At 68.5% G+C, this 17,269-nt stretch carries 19 protein-coding genes; 4 read left to right on the top strand and 15 right to left on the bottom strand.

Going from position 1 to position 17,269, the window contains the following annotated elements; all coding sequences use genetic code 11:
* Nucleotides 1-93 precede the first annotated feature (93 nt).
* Nucleotides 94-1,170, bottom strand: coding sequence for a 30S ribosomal protein S2 (gene rpsB, locus Q9R27_RS03995; protein WP_311251045.1), 1,077 nt, complete (start codon nt 1,168-1,170; stop codon nt 94-96).
* Nucleotides 1,171-1,584: 414 nt separating this feature from the next.
* On the opposite strand from rpsB, the gene Q9R27_RS03990 reads away from it, so the two are divergent.
* Nucleotides 1,585-2,178: a M23 family metallopeptidase gene (locus Q9R27_RS03990; protein ID WP_311251044.1), complete on the top strand. Its 594-nt coding sequence runs from the start codon at nt 1,585-1,587 to the stop codon at nt 2,176-2,178.
* A 25-nt stretch (nt 2,179-2,203) separates the two neighbouring features.
* On the opposite strand, the gene Q9R27_RS03985 is transcribed toward Q9R27_RS03990, so the two are convergent.
* Nucleotides 2,204-3,103, bottom strand: coding sequence for a tyrosine recombinase XerC (locus Q9R27_RS03985; RefSeq protein ID WP_311251387.1), 900 nt, complete (start codon nt 3,101-3,103; stop codon nt 2,204-2,206).
* A 77-nt stretch (nt 3,104-3,180) separates the two neighbouring features.
* Nucleotides 3,181-4,881 (bottom strand): hypothetical protein, encoded by a 1,701-nt coding sequence (locus Q9R27_RS03980; RefSeq protein ID WP_311251043.1) that lies wholly within the window; start codon nt 4,879-4,881, stop codon nt 3,181-3,183.
* A 178-nt stretch (nt 4,882-5,059) separates the two neighbouring features.
* Between Q9R27_RS03980 and Q9R27_RS03975 the strand changes: the two genes are divergently transcribed.
* Entirely contained in the window at nt 5,060-5,998 is a 939-nt protein-coding gene (locus Q9R27_RS03975; RefSeq protein WP_311251042.1) for a hypothetical protein, read from the top strand.
* A 42-nt stretch (nt 5,999-6,040) separates the two neighbouring features.
* Here Q9R27_RS03975 and Q9R27_RS03970 read toward each other — a convergent pair whose 3' ends face one another.
* The 9 genes from Q9R27_RS03970 to Q9R27_RS03930 form a co-directional block, all read right to left on the bottom strand.
* Complete coding sequence (locus Q9R27_RS03970; protein ID WP_311251041.1) at nt 6,041-6,604, bottom strand: DUF6318 family protein; 564 nt, start codon at nt 6,602-6,604, stop codon at nt 6,041-6,043.
* A 47-nt stretch (nt 6,605-6,651) separates the two neighbouring features.
* On the bottom strand, nt 6,652-7,215 hold the full coding sequence (locus Q9R27_RS03965) for a hypothetical protein (RefSeq protein ID WP_311251040.1): 564 nt from the start codon (nt 7,213-7,215) through the stop codon (nt 6,652-6,654).
* A 15-nt stretch (nt 7,216-7,230) separates the two neighbouring features.
* Nucleotides 7,231-7,788: a hypothetical protein gene (locus Q9R27_RS03960; protein WP_311251039.1), complete on the bottom strand. Its 558-nt coding sequence runs from the start codon at nt 7,786-7,788 to the stop codon at nt 7,231-7,233.
* Nucleotides 7,789-8,062: 274 nt separating this feature from the next.
* On the bottom strand, nt 8,063-8,656 hold the full coding sequence (locus Q9R27_RS03955) for a DUF6318 family protein (protein ID WP_311251038.1): 594 nt from the start codon (nt 8,654-8,656) through the stop codon (nt 8,063-8,065).
* Between the two features lie 92 nt (nt 8,657-8,748).
* Complete coding sequence (locus tag Q9R27_RS03950; RefSeq protein ID WP_311251037.1) at nt 8,749-9,096, bottom strand: cytidine deaminase; 348 nt, start codon at nt 9,094-9,096, stop codon at nt 8,749-8,751.
* Nucleotides 9,089-10,405 carry a hemolysin family protein gene (locus tag Q9R27_RS03945; protein ID WP_311251036.1) on the bottom strand — a complete coding sequence of 439 codons (1,317 nt, stop codon included), beginning with the start codon at nt 10,403-10,405 and terminating at the stop codon, nt 9,089-9,091. Before Q9R27_RS03945 ends, Q9R27_RS03950 begins: the two co-directional genes overlap by 8 nt.
* Nucleotides 10,402-10,863: an rRNA maturation RNase YbeY gene (gene ybeY, locus Q9R27_RS03940; RefSeq protein ID WP_311251035.1), complete on the bottom strand. Its 462-nt coding sequence runs from the start codon at nt 10,861-10,863 to the stop codon at nt 10,402-10,404. The genes Q9R27_RS03945 and ybeY overlap by 4 nt, the downstream gene beginning before the upstream one ends.
* A complete protein-coding gene (locus Q9R27_RS03935; protein WP_311251034.1) occupies nt 10,860-11,858 on the bottom strand; it encodes a PhoH family protein in 999 nt (332 codons plus the stop codon). The genes ybeY and Q9R27_RS03935 overlap by 4 nt, the downstream gene beginning before the upstream one ends.
* A 52-nt stretch (nt 11,859-11,910) precedes the next feature.
* Nucleotides 11,911-12,267 (bottom strand): histidine triad nucleotide-binding protein, encoded by a 357-nt coding sequence (locus Q9R27_RS03930; RefSeq protein ID WP_311251033.1) that lies wholly within the window; start codon nt 12,265-12,267, stop codon nt 11,911-11,913.
* 106 nt (nt 12,268-12,373) lie between these two features.
* Here Q9R27_RS03930 and Q9R27_RS03925 point away from each other — a divergent pair, with 106 nt between their 5' ends.
* Nucleotides 12,374-12,907: a SigE family RNA polymerase sigma factor gene (locus tag Q9R27_RS03925; RefSeq protein ID WP_311251032.1), complete on the top strand. Its 534-nt coding sequence runs from the start codon at nt 12,374-12,376 to the stop codon at nt 12,905-12,907.
* Complete coding sequence (locus Q9R27_RS03920; RefSeq protein WP_311251031.1) at nt 12,904-14,034, top strand: Gmad2 immunoglobulin-like domain-containing protein; 1,131 nt, start codon at nt 12,904-12,906, stop codon at nt 14,032-14,034. The genes Q9R27_RS03925 and Q9R27_RS03920 overlap by 4 nt, the downstream gene beginning before the upstream one ends.
* On the opposite strand, the gene Q9R27_RS03915 is transcribed toward Q9R27_RS03920, so the two are convergent.
* The 3 genes from Q9R27_RS03915 to dnaJ are packed head-to-tail and all read right to left on the bottom strand — an operon-like array spanning nt 14,024 to nt 17,263.
* The gene (locus tag Q9R27_RS03915; RefSeq protein ID WP_311251030.1) at nt 14,024-15,310 is read right to left on the bottom strand and encodes a cytochrome P450; all 1,287 of its coding nucleotides are present in this window, start codon (nt 15,308-15,310) and stop codon (nt 14,024-14,026) included. The genes Q9R27_RS03920 and Q9R27_RS03915 overlap by 11 nt on opposite strands.
* A 22-nt stretch (nt 15,311-15,332) precedes the next feature.
* A complete protein-coding gene (locus Q9R27_RS03910; protein ID WP_311251029.1) occupies nt 15,333-16,088 on the bottom strand; it encodes a 16S rRNA (uracil(1498)-N(3))-methyltransferase in 756 nt (251 codons plus the stop codon).
* Nucleotides 16,088-17,263 (bottom strand): molecular chaperone DnaJ, encoded by a 1,176-nt coding sequence (dnaJ, locus tag Q9R27_RS03905; protein WP_311251028.1) that lies wholly within the window; start codon nt 17,261-17,263, stop codon nt 16,088-16,090. Before dnaJ ends, Q9R27_RS03910 begins: the two co-directional genes overlap by 1 nt.
* Between the last annotated feature and the right edge of the window lie 6 nt (nt 17,264-17,269).

Here is a 17,269-nt window from a genome sequence, read left to right as displayed (position 1 = left end):
ATTCGGTGCGTGATCTGGAACGGCGGCCGTGCCCGGTCCGGGCACGGCCGCCGGTGAAGCGTTTGCCTTCTCTTCAGGCGATGGCGCTGAAGGTCAGGCCTTGTTCTCGGCGTTGACGAAGCCTGCGGCCTCGGCAGCCTCGGCGGTCTTGAACCAGACCTCGGCCTTGGTGCGGTCGTACCAGGGGCTGGTCGGGGCGTGGAACTTCATCGAGTCCTTGTTGCCCTTGATCTCGAAGCCCTCGGGGCCGGAGCCGTCCTCGTTGGCCGGGGCGGAGTCGCCGCTGGCCTCGGCGGGCTTGACCTCGGCGGCCTCTGCAGCCTCGGAAGCCGCACCGGTCGCCTCGGAGGCGGGGGTGTCGGTCTTCTCGGCGTCGCCACCGGTGGCCTCGACCGCGGCCTTGTCCGCGTCACCCTCGAGGAGCTCGCGCTCCCACTCGGCGAGCGGCTCGGCGGCCTCGTCGTTGGTGGCCTTGGCGCCGGAGCGGGCGATCAGGCCCTCGGCGACGGCGTCAGCGACGACGCGGGTCAGCAGGCCGACCGCGCGGATGGCGTCGTCGTTGCCCGGGATCGGGAAGTCGACCAGGTCGGGGTCGCAGTTGGAGTCCAGGATGCCGATGATCGGGATCCGCAGCTTGCGGGCCTCCTCGACGGCCAGGTGCTCCTTGTTGGTGTCGACGATCCAGACGGCGGACGGCGTACGGGTCATCTCACGGATGCCGCCCAGGGTGCGGTCGAGCTTGTCGCGCTCGCGCTTCATCTGGAGCAGTTCCTTCTTGGTGCGACCGGAGCCCGCCACGTTGTCGAAGTCGACGTCGTCGAGCTCCTTGAGGCGGTTGATCCGCTGGTGCACGGTCGAGAAGTTGGTGAGCATGCCGCCCAGCCAGCGCTGGTTGACGTAGGGCATGCCGACGCGGGTGGCCTGCTCGGCGATGGCCTCCTGGGCCTGCTTCTTGGTGCCCACGAACATGATCACGCCGCCCTTGGCGACGGTGTCCTTGATGAAGGCGTAGGAGCGGTCGATGTAGGCCAGCGACTGCTGCAGGTCGATGATGTAGATGCCGTTGCGCTCGGTCATGATGAAGCGCTTCATCTTCGGGTTCCAGCGACGGGTCTGGTGCCCGAAGTGGACGCCGCTCTCGAGGAGCTGGCGCATGGTCACGACTGCCATGGTCCTTCTTTCAGTTGTGTGGCCCGTCCTCGTGGTGCCTGCCTTGGCCCGGATCCGGCCCTCGCGGACCGATCGGGAGGCAGGCCGAGCACCGGCCAGCGTTGTTTTCAGTTGCTGCAACTCGGCGGGTGCCGGTTGCCCTGACGTCGCGCGAAGATCCGACCCGATCTGCATCGGGACCGAGGACCGTCGCCCACGACTGGGTCGTGGTCTGCGAGCGTGCGAAGTCAATCCATGCGGATTGCAGTGATCAGCCTAGTTGATCCGGGCAATGCAGGGCGAATCGGAGGGCGGCGGGCCGCAGGTGCCCGCGATGAACCCGCTTTCCGTCCACAGGCTCGCTCCCCGGCCGAGTTTTCCACAGGCGCCGGCGTACGTCGTACGGACCGGGCAGCGCGGGGGCAGTGTTGCCGCATGCGGATGCGCTTCCTGACCCTGGTGACGTGGCTGGCCTGCGCGGTCTCCAGCCTCCTCGTCGGGCTTCCCGGCGCGGCCGCAGACCCGGGTGGCCAGGCTCTTCCCCCCGGAGCCTGGCCACTCGATCCGCGCCCCACGGTCATCCAGCCCTTCGCTCCCCTGGATGTCCGCTGGGGCGCGGGTCACCGGGGCGTCGACCTGGCTGGCACCGCAGGCCAGGTGGTCCGCTCCACCTTGCCCGGGACGGTCACGTACGCCGGTCCACTGGCCGGGCGGGGCGTGGTGGTCGTCGACCATGGCGACACCCGGACGACGTACCAACCGGTGGCTGCCATGGTGTCGGTCGGTGACGAGGTTGCCGGTGCCCAGCCCATCGGGTGGCTGGAACTGGCCGGTTCGCACTGTGCACCGGCCGCGTGCCTGCACTGGGGGTGGTTGCGCGGGGAGGAATACCTCGATCCACTGGACCTGGTCGGGGTACGACGCGTCCGGTTGCTGCCGCTGGACGGCGTGCCGCGCGACGGCCCCGGACCACCGGGCGCTTCCGGTTCGCCGACTGCTCTCGGCGGCGCCTTGGACGCACGCAGGTGATCTGCGCTCCCCCGGGCGCGCTCGCTCAGGCGCGCGGGTGCGCCTGCTTGTACGCCGAGCGGAGGCGTTCGCTGCTGACGTGGGTGTAGACCTGCGTCGTCGCCATGGAGGCGTGGCCGAGCAGCTCCTGGACAGTGCGCAGGTCGGCACCGCCTTCGAGGAGATGGGTCGCCGCGGAGTGGCGGAGTCCGTGGGGGCCGATGTCGGGCGCTCCGTCGACGTCGGCGATGCGCTGGTGCACGAGGGTGCGGACGGCGCGCTGGTTGATCCGCTGCCCGCGAGCGCCCAGGAAGAGCGCCGGGCCGGCACCGTCGCGGCGTACGGTTGCGCGCGCGCCGGCGAGCCAGCGCTTGAGCGCTGCCGCGGCTGGCTGCCCGAACGGGACGGTGCGCTCCTTGCGTCCCTTGCCGAGGACCCGGATCACGTTGCGGTCGAAGTCGATGTCGTCGATGTCGAGCCCGACGAGTTCTCCGACGCGGATGCCTGTGGCGTACATCAACTCGAGGATGGCGACGTCCCGGATCCCGAGGGGGCTGTCGTCGTCGGCCAGTTCACTTGCCTGCTCGACGAGCGAGATGGCCTCGTCGGCCCGGAGAACCTCGGGCAGGGTGCGGTGGGCCTTGGGGCTGGCCAAGCGCTGGCCGGCGTCGAGCGGGGCGCGTCCGGTGCGGGCGAGCCAGGTGGTGAAGACCCGGACCGCGGTCGCGCGCCGCGCGATCGTGGTGCGGGCCATGCCCATGCTCTGCAGCTTGGCCAGCCAACTGCGCAGCGCCCTCAGGTCGATGGTGGTGACGTCCTCGTGCCCGAGCCGGTGGGCATGTTCGAGCATCGACTCCAGATCACCCAGATAGGCGCGGACCGTGTGCTCGCTCAGGTCTCGTTCGACCGCGAGGTGGCGTTCGTAGTCGCCCAGCACCCGGGCCATCGGCTCGGGTAGCGGTTCAGGGCGATCGGCTTCCACGCCCCCGAGTGTAGGAAACGCGCGGCAGGCCTCGGTGTTCGTCAGAAGGGTGGGGTGTCGTCGTCGACTGCTGCTGGTGGTGGGTCCCAGGGTGGGGTGCCGGGGCTGGCGTACTGGTCCCATTCGGGTTCCCACGGTTCGGGGACGTGTTCGTATTCACCGCGGTGGCACAGGTCATCGGGTGGGTCGATCGGCCACCCCGGCGGACCGTACGCACTGGCGACGGCGGCGAGGTTGGTCTGGAGGTGTTCGCGGTGCTCGCGTAGGTCATCTGGTGTCCACTGGTGCTCGACCACGCGTCCCGCGGCCCGTTCGTGCGCGGCGGCACGCTCGGCGCAGCCATCGGTGGGCCCGGTGGGTGCGGTGAGGTCGACGGTGCCGCTGTGGTCACGCAGGTAACACCTGCCCCGCGGGGAGGTCCACACGAACACCCCCGCACTGGGTTGGTGGTAATCCCACCCCGTCAACGTCTTGTACCGGTGATGACGCCGGCACAACGGCGCCAGGTTGCAACTGCAGGTCGCGCCGCCCTCGCCGTGGGGGACGATGTGGTCCTTGTCGCATGCCCTGGCCGCTCGGGTGCACCACGGGAACACGCACGTCGGATGGGCCTGCTCGACCTGGCGGACAAGGCGGTCGGGGATCTCGTAACGATCCACGTGGATGTGCTCACCGGTATCAATCACCGGGGTGACCACCAGATCAGTATCCGAACGGCCGCACCAGTTCGCCACCATCGACGCCAACACCGCAACATCCTCACGGCCCAGGCGCCCCAACGCGACCGCGTCCGGGCACCCGCACCCGCACCCGCAGTCACTGTGGCTGTGGCTGTGGCGGGTGAGGGCGTCCGCGGACAGGTGCACCACCAGACGGATCTGCTTGCGCCGGGCACCGGGCCGCGCCGGCTTGGTGGACTGCGGCGCGGCAGCAGACTCGTCGGTGTCGGTGTCGGTGTCGGGGCTGCTGTTGAGCAGCGTCAACGCAGCCTCCGGGTCCGCGAGGATCCCCACCGCCAGCGACCGTCGTACGTCCAGGGACTCCTCACACCCTGCCTCCCCCAACCGCGCCGCCAGCGCGTTGACGGTGGACATGAAGTCATCACAGTCCTTGAAGTCAGCATCGATCACGATGTGCGCCACCATCGAGGCCGACACATTCGCCAACATCCGCACCTGCCGCGCATCCAACGCAGCCTTGTCCGCTGCCTCCCGCTCCGCAGGATGCAACCGCAACATCGCCTCGTCCAACAACTTGTCCAGCTTGCCCACACCCACCCGTGCCGCCACCGGAGCTACCCGCTCATCGACCCACGCCGCCACATCACCGGGGTGGCCGAGGGTGTGCTGCGCGATCCGACGGGCCCGCCACGCCTGGACCCGACCGGCCAGCACCTCACCCCACACACCAGGCAGCCGGTGCCGCAACTCCAACGCCTCGACCAGTAGCCGTTCCCCCGCGGCCTGTGACATCCCCAGCGCGGCGGCGAACTCGACACCTGCGTCCCACGCCACTGCCGGCAACTCATCCCAGTCCGGCACTTCGGTGCCGTCGACCAGGCACGGCCCAGTCACGGCTTCCTCGTCACCGTCGGCGGGGTGTGCGTGCGCCCACGCCACCGCCGTGACCAGCAGTTGACGCTCCGCATCGTCGGCCACCCAACGCCACCGGACCGCATCACCCAGCACGTCACCAGCACCCGGAACGGGGCCGTGGCGGTGGGTGTGATCGGTGATGGTCATGGGCCCGATTCTACCGCGGACGGGTGTTCGAAAACAATACTTTTGAGGGAGGTTGTGGGGATTGTTTCCGCAGGTCAGACCATGTTTCAGCTCATCGCATGGGTCACCATGTTCAACCCTCGCACACACCCCCGACACAACACCCAGACGCACACCCGAGGCGTAGTAGCATCGGCGCGTGCAGAGCTCGGCGCGCCTCGGCGTACTCATCGTGTTCCTCCTCGCTCCCCTCGTGTCCTCGTGCGGATCCGAGGACGGCGCCGTCGCGGTGATGGGTCCGGCGGCGAGCGCGCCATCGAGCAGTTCTCCAGCAGGAGAGGCGCCAACTCCAACGCAGCCCACTGATGCCGATCGCGCCGAGAGCCTTGCCGCGGCCACGTCTGGCGCAGAAACCCTCTTCAGCTACGACTGGCAGTCGAGCCAGACGCAGGCCGCGACCGTTCAATCGTTGCTGACCGATTCCTACTACGCGGAGTGGGAGGAGATCTGGGAGTCCATCCTGCCCGAGATCACTGCCCAGAAGGCGCGTACGACGACCACCGTCGTGGATGCTGGCTTGGTCGGTATTGCTGAGGACGCAGCGACCGTGGTGCTGTTCATGGACCAGACCACCGAACCGGACGGCGCAGAGCCCAAGGTCGTCACGTCATCGATCGTGACGGGCCTCGTGCGGGTCGATGGCGATTGGCTCATCGACTCAATGGCGACCGAGGGCGAGACCGCTCCGCAGGAAGACGAGGGTGATCCCGAACGCGCCGCCGCGATGGATGCGGCCGCCGAGATCGCCGTGGTGTTCACGAACATCGACCACCGGACGGTTGATGACGACATGAGCCGACTGCTGGCCCTCACCACGGGGGCGTTCCGGGAGGAGTACGAAGGGTCCCTGGACGATGTCAAGGCCGCGGTGGTCGAGGCCGAGACGGTGCAGATCAGCGAGGTCTCCGTGGTCGGGCTCGCCACCTTCGAACCGAACCGTGCCCTGGCCGTGGTGGTTGCCAGCGGAAAAATCACCAACACGGCGATCCCCGATGGGTCTCCCCGGAACTATCGCATGCAGGTCGCCCTGGTCTTCAAGGACGGCATGTGGCTGGCGGAGCAGATCACCCTCACCTGACCCAGCCTTCCCGTTCGACAGGGTCAGTCGAAACGAGGCAGTTCACCCTTCGACAGCCAGCCTCAGGACTCTCCAGTTCCCTGCGCTGGAATCAAGGTCAAGGACCCACGATGAAGCGGTGGCATCGAACTCGACCTCGTCAGAACCCGCGCTCTTGGTGGCACGACCGGGAGCCGACGTGAAGTCGACAACGAGCCGAACCCCATTCTCTGTTGCTTCATCCGCGACCACCGCCGTCACAGTGTTCGGCTCGCCGTCAGTCTTGATGCTGCCCCCTGCTTGGTAGATCGCCTCATAAGCGCCAGTCACCTCGTCGCAGCCACTGCACGAGTCGGCGCTTATAGCTCGGAGCCGGGTCCCGTCACCGGTGAGGACGAGTTCGCTGTACGCATCCACCCACGCACGCACGAACTCCTCCGGCTCCACCTCGCTCGCCGGCAACTCCTCAACCCCCAGCGCCCCCGACACGCTCGGCGACTCCGGAACCGACGGCGACAACGACGGCAACTCCACCGGCTCACCCGCCGACTCGTCGTCACCACAACCGGCCAGCACCAACACCGGCACACACGCCACGACCACCGCGACCCGCCGTACGAACCTCATCAGACTGCGCTCTTCCCGAGATCAAGCGCTAGGTTGCGCTGCCCTGGTCAGTACCACTCACACGCCGATCTCGTCGACGCGCCACACGCCGTCGATCGTTGCAGGTCGATGATCCATGACTCCTCCGTCTCCTCGAAGTCAATCGTGGGTTGACCATCGCCGGGTTCCGTCCGGCCAGCGTTGGAGCGCAGTTCGACCAACATGCGCGTCATGCCAGGGGCGGACGTCTCCCCTGCTTTCTCCCGCACGGAGAGCACGACGTTTGGCTCATCAGAAGTCGTGATTGATCCTCCGGCGCCGTAAATCACCTCAAGTTGCGTGGCAAACCCGTCGCACGTCATGCACTCCTCAGCGCTCATCGCGCGCATCCGCGTCGTGTCCCCATCGAGCGTGGCCGCGTTGTACGCATCCACCCACGCACGCACGAACTCCGCCGGCTCCACTTCACTCGCCGGCAGGTCCTCCGCACCCTGCGACGCCGACACGCCCGGCAACGATCCCGCCGACGGTGACAGCGACGGCAACTCCACCGGCTCGGCCGGCTCGTCATCGCCACAACCAGCCAGCACCAGCACCGGCACACACGCCACGACCACCGCGACCCGTCGCACTACACCCATCCGACCTCAACCACCCGAGACCAGGACCGGAACCGCTTCCTTCACCTGCAACCCGACACCGGGACCGCTGGTGGTTACCGTGCCTGCGACCGGCAGGAACGGACCACCGTCCACGCTGTACTCCGCAGCCCACACCACATCCACGCTCACCATCACCTGCTCATGCACATCCGGGTAGGTATGCGAGACGTAATCACTCATCGGACGCCCCTTCTCGAACACCCTCCCCGGCGACGTCGTCGAGAACGACGACCCATCGCCCGGATGCCACACGAACTCCACCGGACGGATCCGCAACACCACCTGACGCCCCAACAACGACACCGATTCTTCGAACGGCGCCGCCTCCGTGCGGAACAACGTCTCCAGATTCACCAACGTCACCCCACCCGGCGGCTGCACCACCACCGCCGACGCCGGGATCACCACATCCTCGAACGCCTGCCGCACCAAGGTCGCCGTGTCCACGCCACCCTCGACCATCTCAGCGCAACGATTCGTCACCGTACGACGATCCGCATTGCCCACCTGCTCGAAGAACTGGAAACAGTGCTCCCACTCCAACGACCCCACCACGGTCGGCACCGAGGTACGACGCCACTCCACCCTCGGCACAGCAGTGGTTGCCCGACCACCGCTACAACCCGATAGCTGGTGCGCTTTGAGTCGTACGCCGTGCCGTCCGACCGCAGCGTCCATTCGCTCGGCGCAGGGAGAGGTCTCGGCGTTCCTGGGGGACGAGCCTTCGTCAGCATCTGCCGATGTCGCCATAGACAAGAAAGCAATCAGGATTGACGCGACGCCCACCAAGACCCGACGCGCGTTGGAACAATGCATCTCACTCAATCCCAATTTCAAGGACGCGCCAGAAGCCATCCGTCGTGGTCAGAAAGAATCCCCACGTATCGGTCTCGGCCGGGAACTCCTCACTGTCACCAGCTGCATCTTGACGAATCGACCCTCGGTTCGCCTTGTTCACCACCCGTACCTCGACGCGCTCCGAACTCTCCTCACTCTCCTCGGTTTCCAACGAGATGACCTCCACAGGTGGTGCACCATCGGCAATGCTGATCTCGCCACCGTCTGCGTAGACCTGTGCGTAAGCCTCGACAATCGATTCGCACGTCCCGCACGTCTCGACGCTGAGTGCTCGCAGTCTGCTTCCGTCGCCGGTCAGGACCAACTCGTTGTACGCCTCGAACCACGCACGCACGAACTCCTCCGGCTCCACCTCGCTCGCCGGCAACTCCTCGACCCCTACCGACTCCGACGCACTCGGCGACGGAGACGCAGACCCCACTGCTGACGGCGACAACGACGGCAACTCCACCGGCTCGGACGGCTCGTCGTCACTACAACCAGCCAGCACCAACACCGGCACACACGCCACGACTACCGCGACCCGTCGCATCAAACCCATCAGACCGTCCACTTTCCCGAGACAACAACGAACGGCGAAAACACCCAAGACCCTAGAACGAACCCGACAATCCGGAAAGGCGTCCCACGCAGCCTGTGGACAACTCAGGATGAGGCCGAGTCGCTGATCTTCCCGCGGGCATCGCCCACATGGACCGGCACCCCGGCCCCGGCGAACTCCCGCACCACGGCGAGATCACCAGCGGCCACCTGGCCCGACTCGCCCAGCACCACGACGGCCTCGAGGCCTGCCGACCCCGACGAGATCGCCATCGCCACGCAGACCTGCACCGCACTCACCTGCAACGACGGCAGGTCGACCGTTCCGGCGGCGTACGTGCGACCGTTCTCGTCGCGCACCGCCGCACCCTCGGCGGCACCGATGCGCGCGCGGGTCGCACGCGCCAGGGTGACCAGCTTGCGGTCCTCGGCAGTGAGTTCGGGTTCAGGCATGGGGCTCAGCGTAGTCAGCCGACGAGGACTCCTCCTCGACCGGCTCCACCAGGCGGATCAGCACCGTCGAGATCCTGTTGCGCCGCCCGGTCGACTCCTCGGCCAGGAACCGCAACCCGTGCGCCTGCACCGTCGATCCCGGGATCGGCACCCGACCCAGTTCCTTGGCCATCAGGCCACCAACACTGTCCACGTCGTCCTCGACCAGGACCAGCCCGGGGAACAACTCATCCAGGTCATCGACCGGATAGCGCGAAGAGACCCGGATGCTGCCGTCCTCCAACGCCTCGATGGCCACCTCGCCCTGGTCGTACTCATCGGTGATCTCACCGACGATCTCCTCCAGGACGTCCTCGATCGTGACGATCCCGGCGGTCCCGCCGTACTCGTCGACCACCACCGCTATGTGCTGGCGCCGGGCCTGCATCTCGGAGAGTACGTCGTCGGCCGGCTTGCTGTCCGGCACCCAGTGCACCGCCCGCATCCACTGGTCGATCCGCTCGGTCGTCTCCGCTTCGGCGTGGTCGAAGACGCGCTTGGTGACGTCCTTGAGATAGGCGAATCCCACCACGTCATCAAGGTTCTCCCCGATCACCGGCATCCGCGAATAGCCACTGCGCAGGAAGAGCGACAGCGCCTGGCGCAGGTTCTTGTGGCGGTCGATGTAGAGCACGTCGTTGCGCGGCACCATCACCTCGCGCACGGTGGTGTCGCCGAGCTCGAAGACGGAATGGATCATTTTCCGCTCGACGTCCTCGATCAGGCTGGACGCCTCGGCCATGTCGACCAGTTCGCGCAGTTCGGTCTCGGTCGAGAACGGGCCGTCGCTGAATCCCTTGCCGGGGGTGAGCGCGTTGCCGAGCAGGATCAGAACCCGCGGGATCGGCCCCAGGATCCGGGTCACCCACTGGATCGGAGCGGCCAGCAACAGCGAGAGCGTGGTGGAGTGCTGGCGACCCAGGGTCCGCGGCGCAACCCCGATCACCACGAACGAGACCACCAGCATCACCGCGATCGACACGCCCAGGCTCAGCCACCAGCCGGCCAGGTTCTCCGAGACCAACCGCGCCACCAGCACGATCGCAGAGACCTCGCAGAGCAACCGCAGCAGCAGCGCGGTGTTCAGGTAGCGTGCCGGGTCGTCGATGATCTCGATCAGCCGCTTCGCGCCCGCCTTCCCCTCCGCGGAGATCTCCTCGGCGCGGGCCCGCGAGAACGACGAGAGCGCCGCGTCGGCCGCGGAGAAGACCCCCGCCAGCACGACGAGGACCACCGCCGAGCCGAGCAGCCAGACGTCCGCTCCGGTCACTGTTGTCGCTCCGCCGAGCGCCACCGGACGAGCAGTTCGTCCTGGAGTCCGAACATCTCCTTGTGCTCCTCGGGCTCGGCATGGTCATAGCCGAGCAGGTGCAGGATGCCGTGCACGGTGAGCAGTTCGATCTCGGCCTCCGTGTCGTGGCCGGCCGTCTCGCCCTGGCGTGCGGCCACCGCGGGGCAGAGGACCAGGTCGCCCAGGACGCCCTCCTCCGGCTCCTCGTTGACCAGCCCGGGCCGCAGCTCGTCCATCGGGAAGGCGAGCACGTCGGTCGGCCCCTCCTTCTCCATCCACCGCTCGTTCAACTCGGCGATGGTCTCCTCGTCGACGGCCTTGATGCAGAGCTCGGCCTCGGGGTGGACCCGCATCTGGTCCATCACGAAGCGGCTCAGCGCGGCCAGTGCCGAGACGTCCAGCTCGTGACCGGACTCGTTGAGGACCTCGATGCTCACCGGCGTTCTCCCTTGGCGTCGTACTCGTCATAGGCGGCCACGATCTTGCCGACCAGGCGGTGGCGGACCACGTCGTGTGCGCTGAGGCGCTGGAAGGAGATGTCCTTCACCTCGTCCAGGATCCCCTCGACGATCCGCAGCCCCGACTTCACCCCCGACGGCAGGTCGACCTGGGTGATGTCACCGGTGACCACGATCTTGGATCCGAACCCGAGCCGGGTCAGGAACATCTTCATCTGCTCCGGCGAGGTGTTCTGCGCCTCGTCGAGGATGATGAAGGAGTCGTTCAATGTCCGCCCGCGCATGTAGGCCAAGGGCGCCACCTCAATGGTCCCGGCAGCGAGCAACTTGGGGATCAGCTCCGGGTCGAGCATGTCGTGCAGCGCGTCATACAGCGGCCGCAGGTAGGGGTCGATCTTCTCGCTCAGCGTGCCGGGCAGGAAGCCGAGCCGCTCCCCCGCCTCGACGGCCGGACGCGTCAGGATGATCCGGCTGACGTCCTTGGCCTGGAGCGCCTGGACCGCCTTGGCCATCGCCAGATAGGTCTTCCCGGTGCCGGCAGGCCCGATCCCGAAGGTGATCGTGTGCTCGTCGATCGCGTCGACGTACCGCTTCTGGTTCAGCGTCTTGGGGCGGATCGTGCGTCCACGGTTGCTGAGGATGTTCATCGACAGCACGTCCGCCGGGCTCTCGGCGGTGTCCGCACGGAGCATGTCGATGGAGCGCTCCACGCTCTCGCGGGTCACCGGCTGCCCGGTGCGGATGATCGTCACCAGTTCGTCGAGGAGGCGCTCGGCCAGGGCGATCTCGGACGGCTCGCCGTGGAAGGTGATCTGGTTGCCCCGCACGTGTACGTCGGCAGCGAAGGCGCGCTCGACCAGAGCCAGGTGCTCGTCGTTGGGGCCGAGCAGGCTGACCATGTTGACGCTGGCGGGCACCACGACGGTGTGCTTCGTCTTCGGGACGCTGGAGCGGGTTGCGGAGGAATCTGTCATCAGGTCCTCCATGCTACGGCGGGCAGCGCCGCGACCCACACCCAGTTTCGCCTCAGCCCGGGGGCCAGGTCAGTTCCCGGCCGCCGATCACGTGCAGGTGGGCGTGGAAGACGGTCTGCTGGGCCGCCGCTCCGGTGTTGAAGACGGCGCGATATCCCGCCAGCCCCTCGGCCTCGGCAACCGCCCGGGCGGTGGTGAACAGGTCAGCCAGGGTCGCCGGCTCGTGGTCGGCCAGGGCGGCCGCGTTCTCGTAGTGTGAGCGCGGGATCACCAGCACGTGCGTCGGCGCCTGGGGCGCAACGTCACGGAAGGCGACCGAGTCGTCGCTGGCGTGCACGATCGTGGCCGGGATCTCGCCGGCGACGATCTTGCAGAAGATGCAGTCGGGGTCCGGGGTGGGGGCGTTCATGGTGGCGAGCATAGATTTCTTCCGACACCGCGGTAAACCATCTGTCCAGTTCGCGCGTGCAACTAGCGTGATGACCCATGCAGCAGATTCCAGAGCGATCGGCGCGATGACCGTGCCCGATGCGACGGACGCCGACGCCGCCGTCGAGGAGTTGTACGCCGCCCACTGGCGCTCCCTCGTCCGGCTCTCGGTGCTGCTGGTCCGCGACCTCGGCACCGCCGAGGAAGTGGTCCAGGACGCCTTCGTCGCCATGCACGGTCGCTGGAACAAGCTCCGTGAACCCGACAAGGCGCTCGCCTACCTGCGCCAGGCCGTGGTGAACCGGTCGCGTTCGGTGCTACGCCACCGCAAGGTGGTCGACCGCCACGTGCAGCAGGAGGCCGACCAGGCGCCGCTCACCGCACCCGGTGCCGATGCCGGGGTGCTGGCCGCGGAACGACGTACGGCGGTGCTCGAGGCCCTGGCCGCGCTGCCCCGCAGGCAACGCGAGGTCCTGGTGCTCCGTCATTACCTGGACCTCACCGAGGCCCAGATCGCAGCGACCCTCGGCATCAGCCCGGGGTCGGTCAAGAGCCACGCATCGCGTGGCACCCAAGCGCTGCGCAAGCAGCTCGGCGAAGCCATGGAGGAGGACCGATGAGCTCACACGACAAGGACACGGGCCGGCCGGAGTCCACCGAGGCCATCCGCCGGCTGCTCGAGGACGCAGTCAGTGATGTGGAGCCCGGCGATCGCCTCGAGGCGATCCGCCACCAGACGAAGAAGGTGAGCAGCATGGAGAACCGTCGCCCCTGGATCTATGCCGTGACCGGAGCCGTGGTCGCCACGGCAGCCACGGTCACCGCCGTTGCCGTGCTCGGCAACAACGACGCCCCCAGCTCCCAGGAGCCGGGCCCGGCCACCAGCCAGACCGACGGCGGCGAGGAGACCACCCCGCCCTCCCCCGATGCCTCCGGTGACCCGGACGGTCCTGACGGCCCCGAGGAGACCGGTACGCCGGTCGCGCTGCCGGTCTACTACCTCGGCGACGGCCCCGGCCAGGCGGTCCTCTTCCGCGAGTTCCACCAGGTCCGGATCCCTGACCCGGAGAACAGGGCCGACCGGTTCCAGGGAGCACTGTCGGCTGCTGTCTCCGCGGACCCGGTCGACCCCGACTATCGCCACGCCTGGCCGGTCGGCACCACCATCGACACCCCGCAGGACGGCGACATCTCCGGCGAGATCCTGACCGTCCGGCTCCGCTCCGGACAGACGCCGTTGCGCGAGCGCCCCTCGGGGATGGACGAGCGTGAGGCGGCACTGTCGGTGGAGCAGCTCATCTACACCGCCCAGGCCGCGATCGGTTCCGGTCGCCACCCGGTGCAGATCCTGCTCGACGGCGAACCGACCGACATGGTGCTCGGCGTACCGACCGCCGAACCGCTCGCCAACGGCCAGTTGACCCAGACCCTGTCGTTGATGAACATCACCACCCCGGCCGAGGGCGAGGCCGTCTCCGCATCGTTCACCGCAACCGGGGTGAACAACGGCTTCGAGGCCTGGTTCGGCTGGGAGATCATCGACGCCGACGGCACCGTGGTCAAGGAGGGGTTCGGCATGGCCGAGGGCGCCTATGAGGAACGCCTCTGGGCCTGGCAGAGCGAGGAGATCGACGTCTCCGACCTGGCCCCGGGCAGCTACACCTTCCGCGCCTTCAACGACGATCCGTCCGGTGGCGCCGAGGGCAACGGCCCGGCCGAGGACACCCGGACGATCGTCATCGAGTGATGCGCACCGGCACCGACTCCACGCCGTACACGATGGACGACTCACGGAATCCGTAATCGTCGACTCCCGAGGTGACCAGTTCCATGTCGGGGAAGCGCTGGGCCAGCTTGGGGAAGGCGGCGCGGAGCTCCATCCGGGCCAGCTCGGCACCGACGCAGCGGTGCAGGCCGTGGCCGAAGGCCAGGTGTGAGCGGTCCGGCACCCGGTCGGGGTCGAAGGAGTCGGGCGCATCGCCGAAGGCCGGGTCCCGGTTGACGCCGGGCAGCGAGACCAGGACCACGTCGCCCTTGCGGACCTGCTTGTCGCCGACCAGCGCGTCCTGCTTGGCAAACCGTGGGAAGGCCACCTGGACCACGGAGAGATAGCGGAGCAGTTCCTCGACGATCGGGTCCACCGATGCCTCGTCGGTGCGGATCCGGTCCCAGGACTTCCGGTCACCGAGCAGCACGGCGGTGCCCATGGCAAGCATCGAGGCCGAGGTCTCCATGCCGCCGTTGAAGACGCCGTCGGCCAGGCCGGCCAGGTCGTAGTCGCTGATCTCGTCGCCGTGGTCGCGGATGATCTGGCCGATCAGGCCGGGACCGGGATCCAGGCGCTGCTTGCGGGTGGCCTCCTTGAGGAACTCCCGCGACTCGGAGATGGCGCCCAGGGAGCCGGTGCCGCCCTGGGTGACGTCGAAGCGGGCGCTGCCCAGGTCCATGAAGGTCTGCCGGTCGCGGTCGGGCAGGCCGAGCAGCTCGCAGATGACCAGGAACGGCACCGGGAAGCCGAAGGTCGGCACCAGGTCCACCACCTCGCCGTTCGCCCCGGCGGCGGCGATCTCGTCGAGCTGGCGCTCGATGATGGCGTCGATCATCGGCTGGATCCGGGCCAGGCGGCGCATGGTGAACTCGGGCGTGATCAGCTTCCGCAGCCGGGTGTGGTCGGGCGGATCGGTGAAGCCAAGGCCGCCGATGTCGCCGTCGGCCGCCCCGCGCGCTCCGACGTACGGACGGATGTCGGTGCTGTAGGAGGTGTCCTGCAGCACCGCCCGCCCCTCGTCGATGCCGGTGACCAGCCAGATCCCCATCCCCATCAGCGAGGTGAGGTGGTGGACCGGCTCGGTGGTGCGGGTCTCGGCGATCCGGGGCGTCGGGTCGAAGCCGTCCCGCTTCAGCGGCCACCCCATCGACTCGGGGACCTTGTCCAGGCGGGAGAGGTCGATGGTCTGGGCGGGCATCACCTTGAGCAAGGCGCCGCGGACGAGTCCGAGCACCCGTCGCTTGATCTGCATCATGTCTCCAGCGTTCCTGATCTTCTCAATGGTCCGGGGAGCTCCCCCACCGGGCGGTGCGGGAGAGGAGCGCGGCCACCGCGGCAACGCCGGCGGTGGATGTCCGCATCACCTCTTGCCCCATCCGCACCGGCGTGACACCTGCTGCGGTGAAGAGTTCGAGCTCCTTGTCGCTGATCCCACCCTCGGGGCCGACGACGAGGGCAATCGTGCCCGATGCCGACAGGGGTACGTCGACCAGGGGCACCGTGGCCGCCTCGTGCAGCACGACCGCCGTGTCCACGCCGGCCAGCATCTCCACCACCGCGGCGGTGCCTGCCAACTCGGTGACCTCGGGGAACCACGAGCGCCGGGCCTGCTTCGCGGCCTCCCGGGCGGTGTTCGCCCACTTCGCGTGGGACTTCGCCGCCCGCTCACCGCGCCACACGGCCACCGAGCGCTCGGCGGCCCACGGCACGATCCGCTGTACGCCGATCTCGGTGAGCACCTCGACCGCCAGTTCGCCGCGGTCCCCCTTGGGCAGGGCCTGGACGACGGTGACCTGCGGCGTCGGCAAGGCCGCTTCCTCGAGCGCGGTGACCTCGACGTCGAGGCGGCGCTTTCCGGTCCCGGTCACGGTGCCGGTGGCCGCGATCCCGGCACCGTCGGTGAGGACCACCTGCTCGCCGACGCGGATCCGGCGTACCGCGACGGCATGGTGCGCCTCATCCCCGGTCACCTCGATCACATCACCGACGGCGACGCCGACCAGTGCCGGGACCAGGTGGACCGGGAGCGACATCAGTGGAACGCGTCGCGCAGGCGCCCGAAGACGGACTTCTGGGTGGCCTGGACGCCGCCGTCCGGCTGCTCCTCGCCGCGCAGCGCGGCCAGCTCGCGGAGCAGTTCCTCCTGACGGGCATCGATGCGGGTCGGGGTCTCCACCGCGACCGTGACGACCAGGTCGCCGCGACCGACGTTGCGCAGGCCCGGGACGCCCTTCGCGCGCAGCACCTGCTCGGTGCCGGACTGGGTGCCGGGCTTGATCTCGAGGTCGAAGGAGGTCTCCAGCTCCGAGTCCGGCCCAGCCAGGTCGGCCTCCAGCGTGGGCAGGGTCAGGGTGACCCCGAGGGCGGCTGCGGTCATCGGCACGGTGACCTCGCAGTGCAGGTTGTTGCCGTGGCGGGTGAAGGTCTTGTGCGCGGCGACGTGGATCTCCACGAAGAGGTCGCCGGCGGGACCGCCGCCGGGGCCGACCTCGCCCTGACCGCTGAGCTGGACGCGGGTGCCCTCGTCGACACCGGCGGGGATCTTGACGGTCAGGTTGCGGCGCGAGCGGACCCGGCCCTCACCGGAGCAGTCGCGGCACGGGTCGGGGATGATCGTGCCGAAGCCCCGGCAGGCCGCACACGGGCGCAGGGTCCGGATCTCGCCGAGGAAGGAACGCTGCACCTGGGCCACCTCGCCCTGGCCGCGGCAGGTCTCACAGGTGACCGGCTTGCTGCCGGGTGCGGCACCGTCGCCGTGGCAGGTCTCGCAGACCACGGCGGTGTCGACCTTCAGCTCGCGGGTCACCCCGAAGGCGGCCTCGGCGAGCTCGACCTCGAGCCGGATCAGGGCGTCCTGGCCCCGGCGTACGCGCGGGCGGGGCCCCCGGCCACCGCCACCGCCTCCGCCGCCCTGGCCGCCGAAGAAGGCATCCATGATGTCGGTGAAGGAGAAGCCGGCGCCCTGGCCGAAGCCACCGGCGCCCACGCCGCCCCCGAACGGGTCGCCGCCGCGGTCATAGGCGGCGCGCTTCTGCGGGTCGCTGAGCACCTCGTAGGCCATCGAGACCTCCTTGAACCGCTCCTGGGTCTCGGGGTCCGGGTTCACGTCCGGGTGCAGCTGTCTGGCCAACTTGCGGTAGGCCTTCTTGATGGCGTCCGGCTCGGCGTCACGGGGCACGCCGAGGAGCTGGTAGAGGTCCTGACTCATGAGTCC

Source organism: Nocardioides sp. AE5, from assembly GCF_031844485.1.
Lineage (GTDB): Bacteria > Actinomycetota > Actinomycetes > Propionibacteriales > Nocardioidaceae > Nocardioides.
Note: the sequence above shows the minus strand (reverse complement) of the source record. Positions and strands in the feature narration are given on the sequence as shown.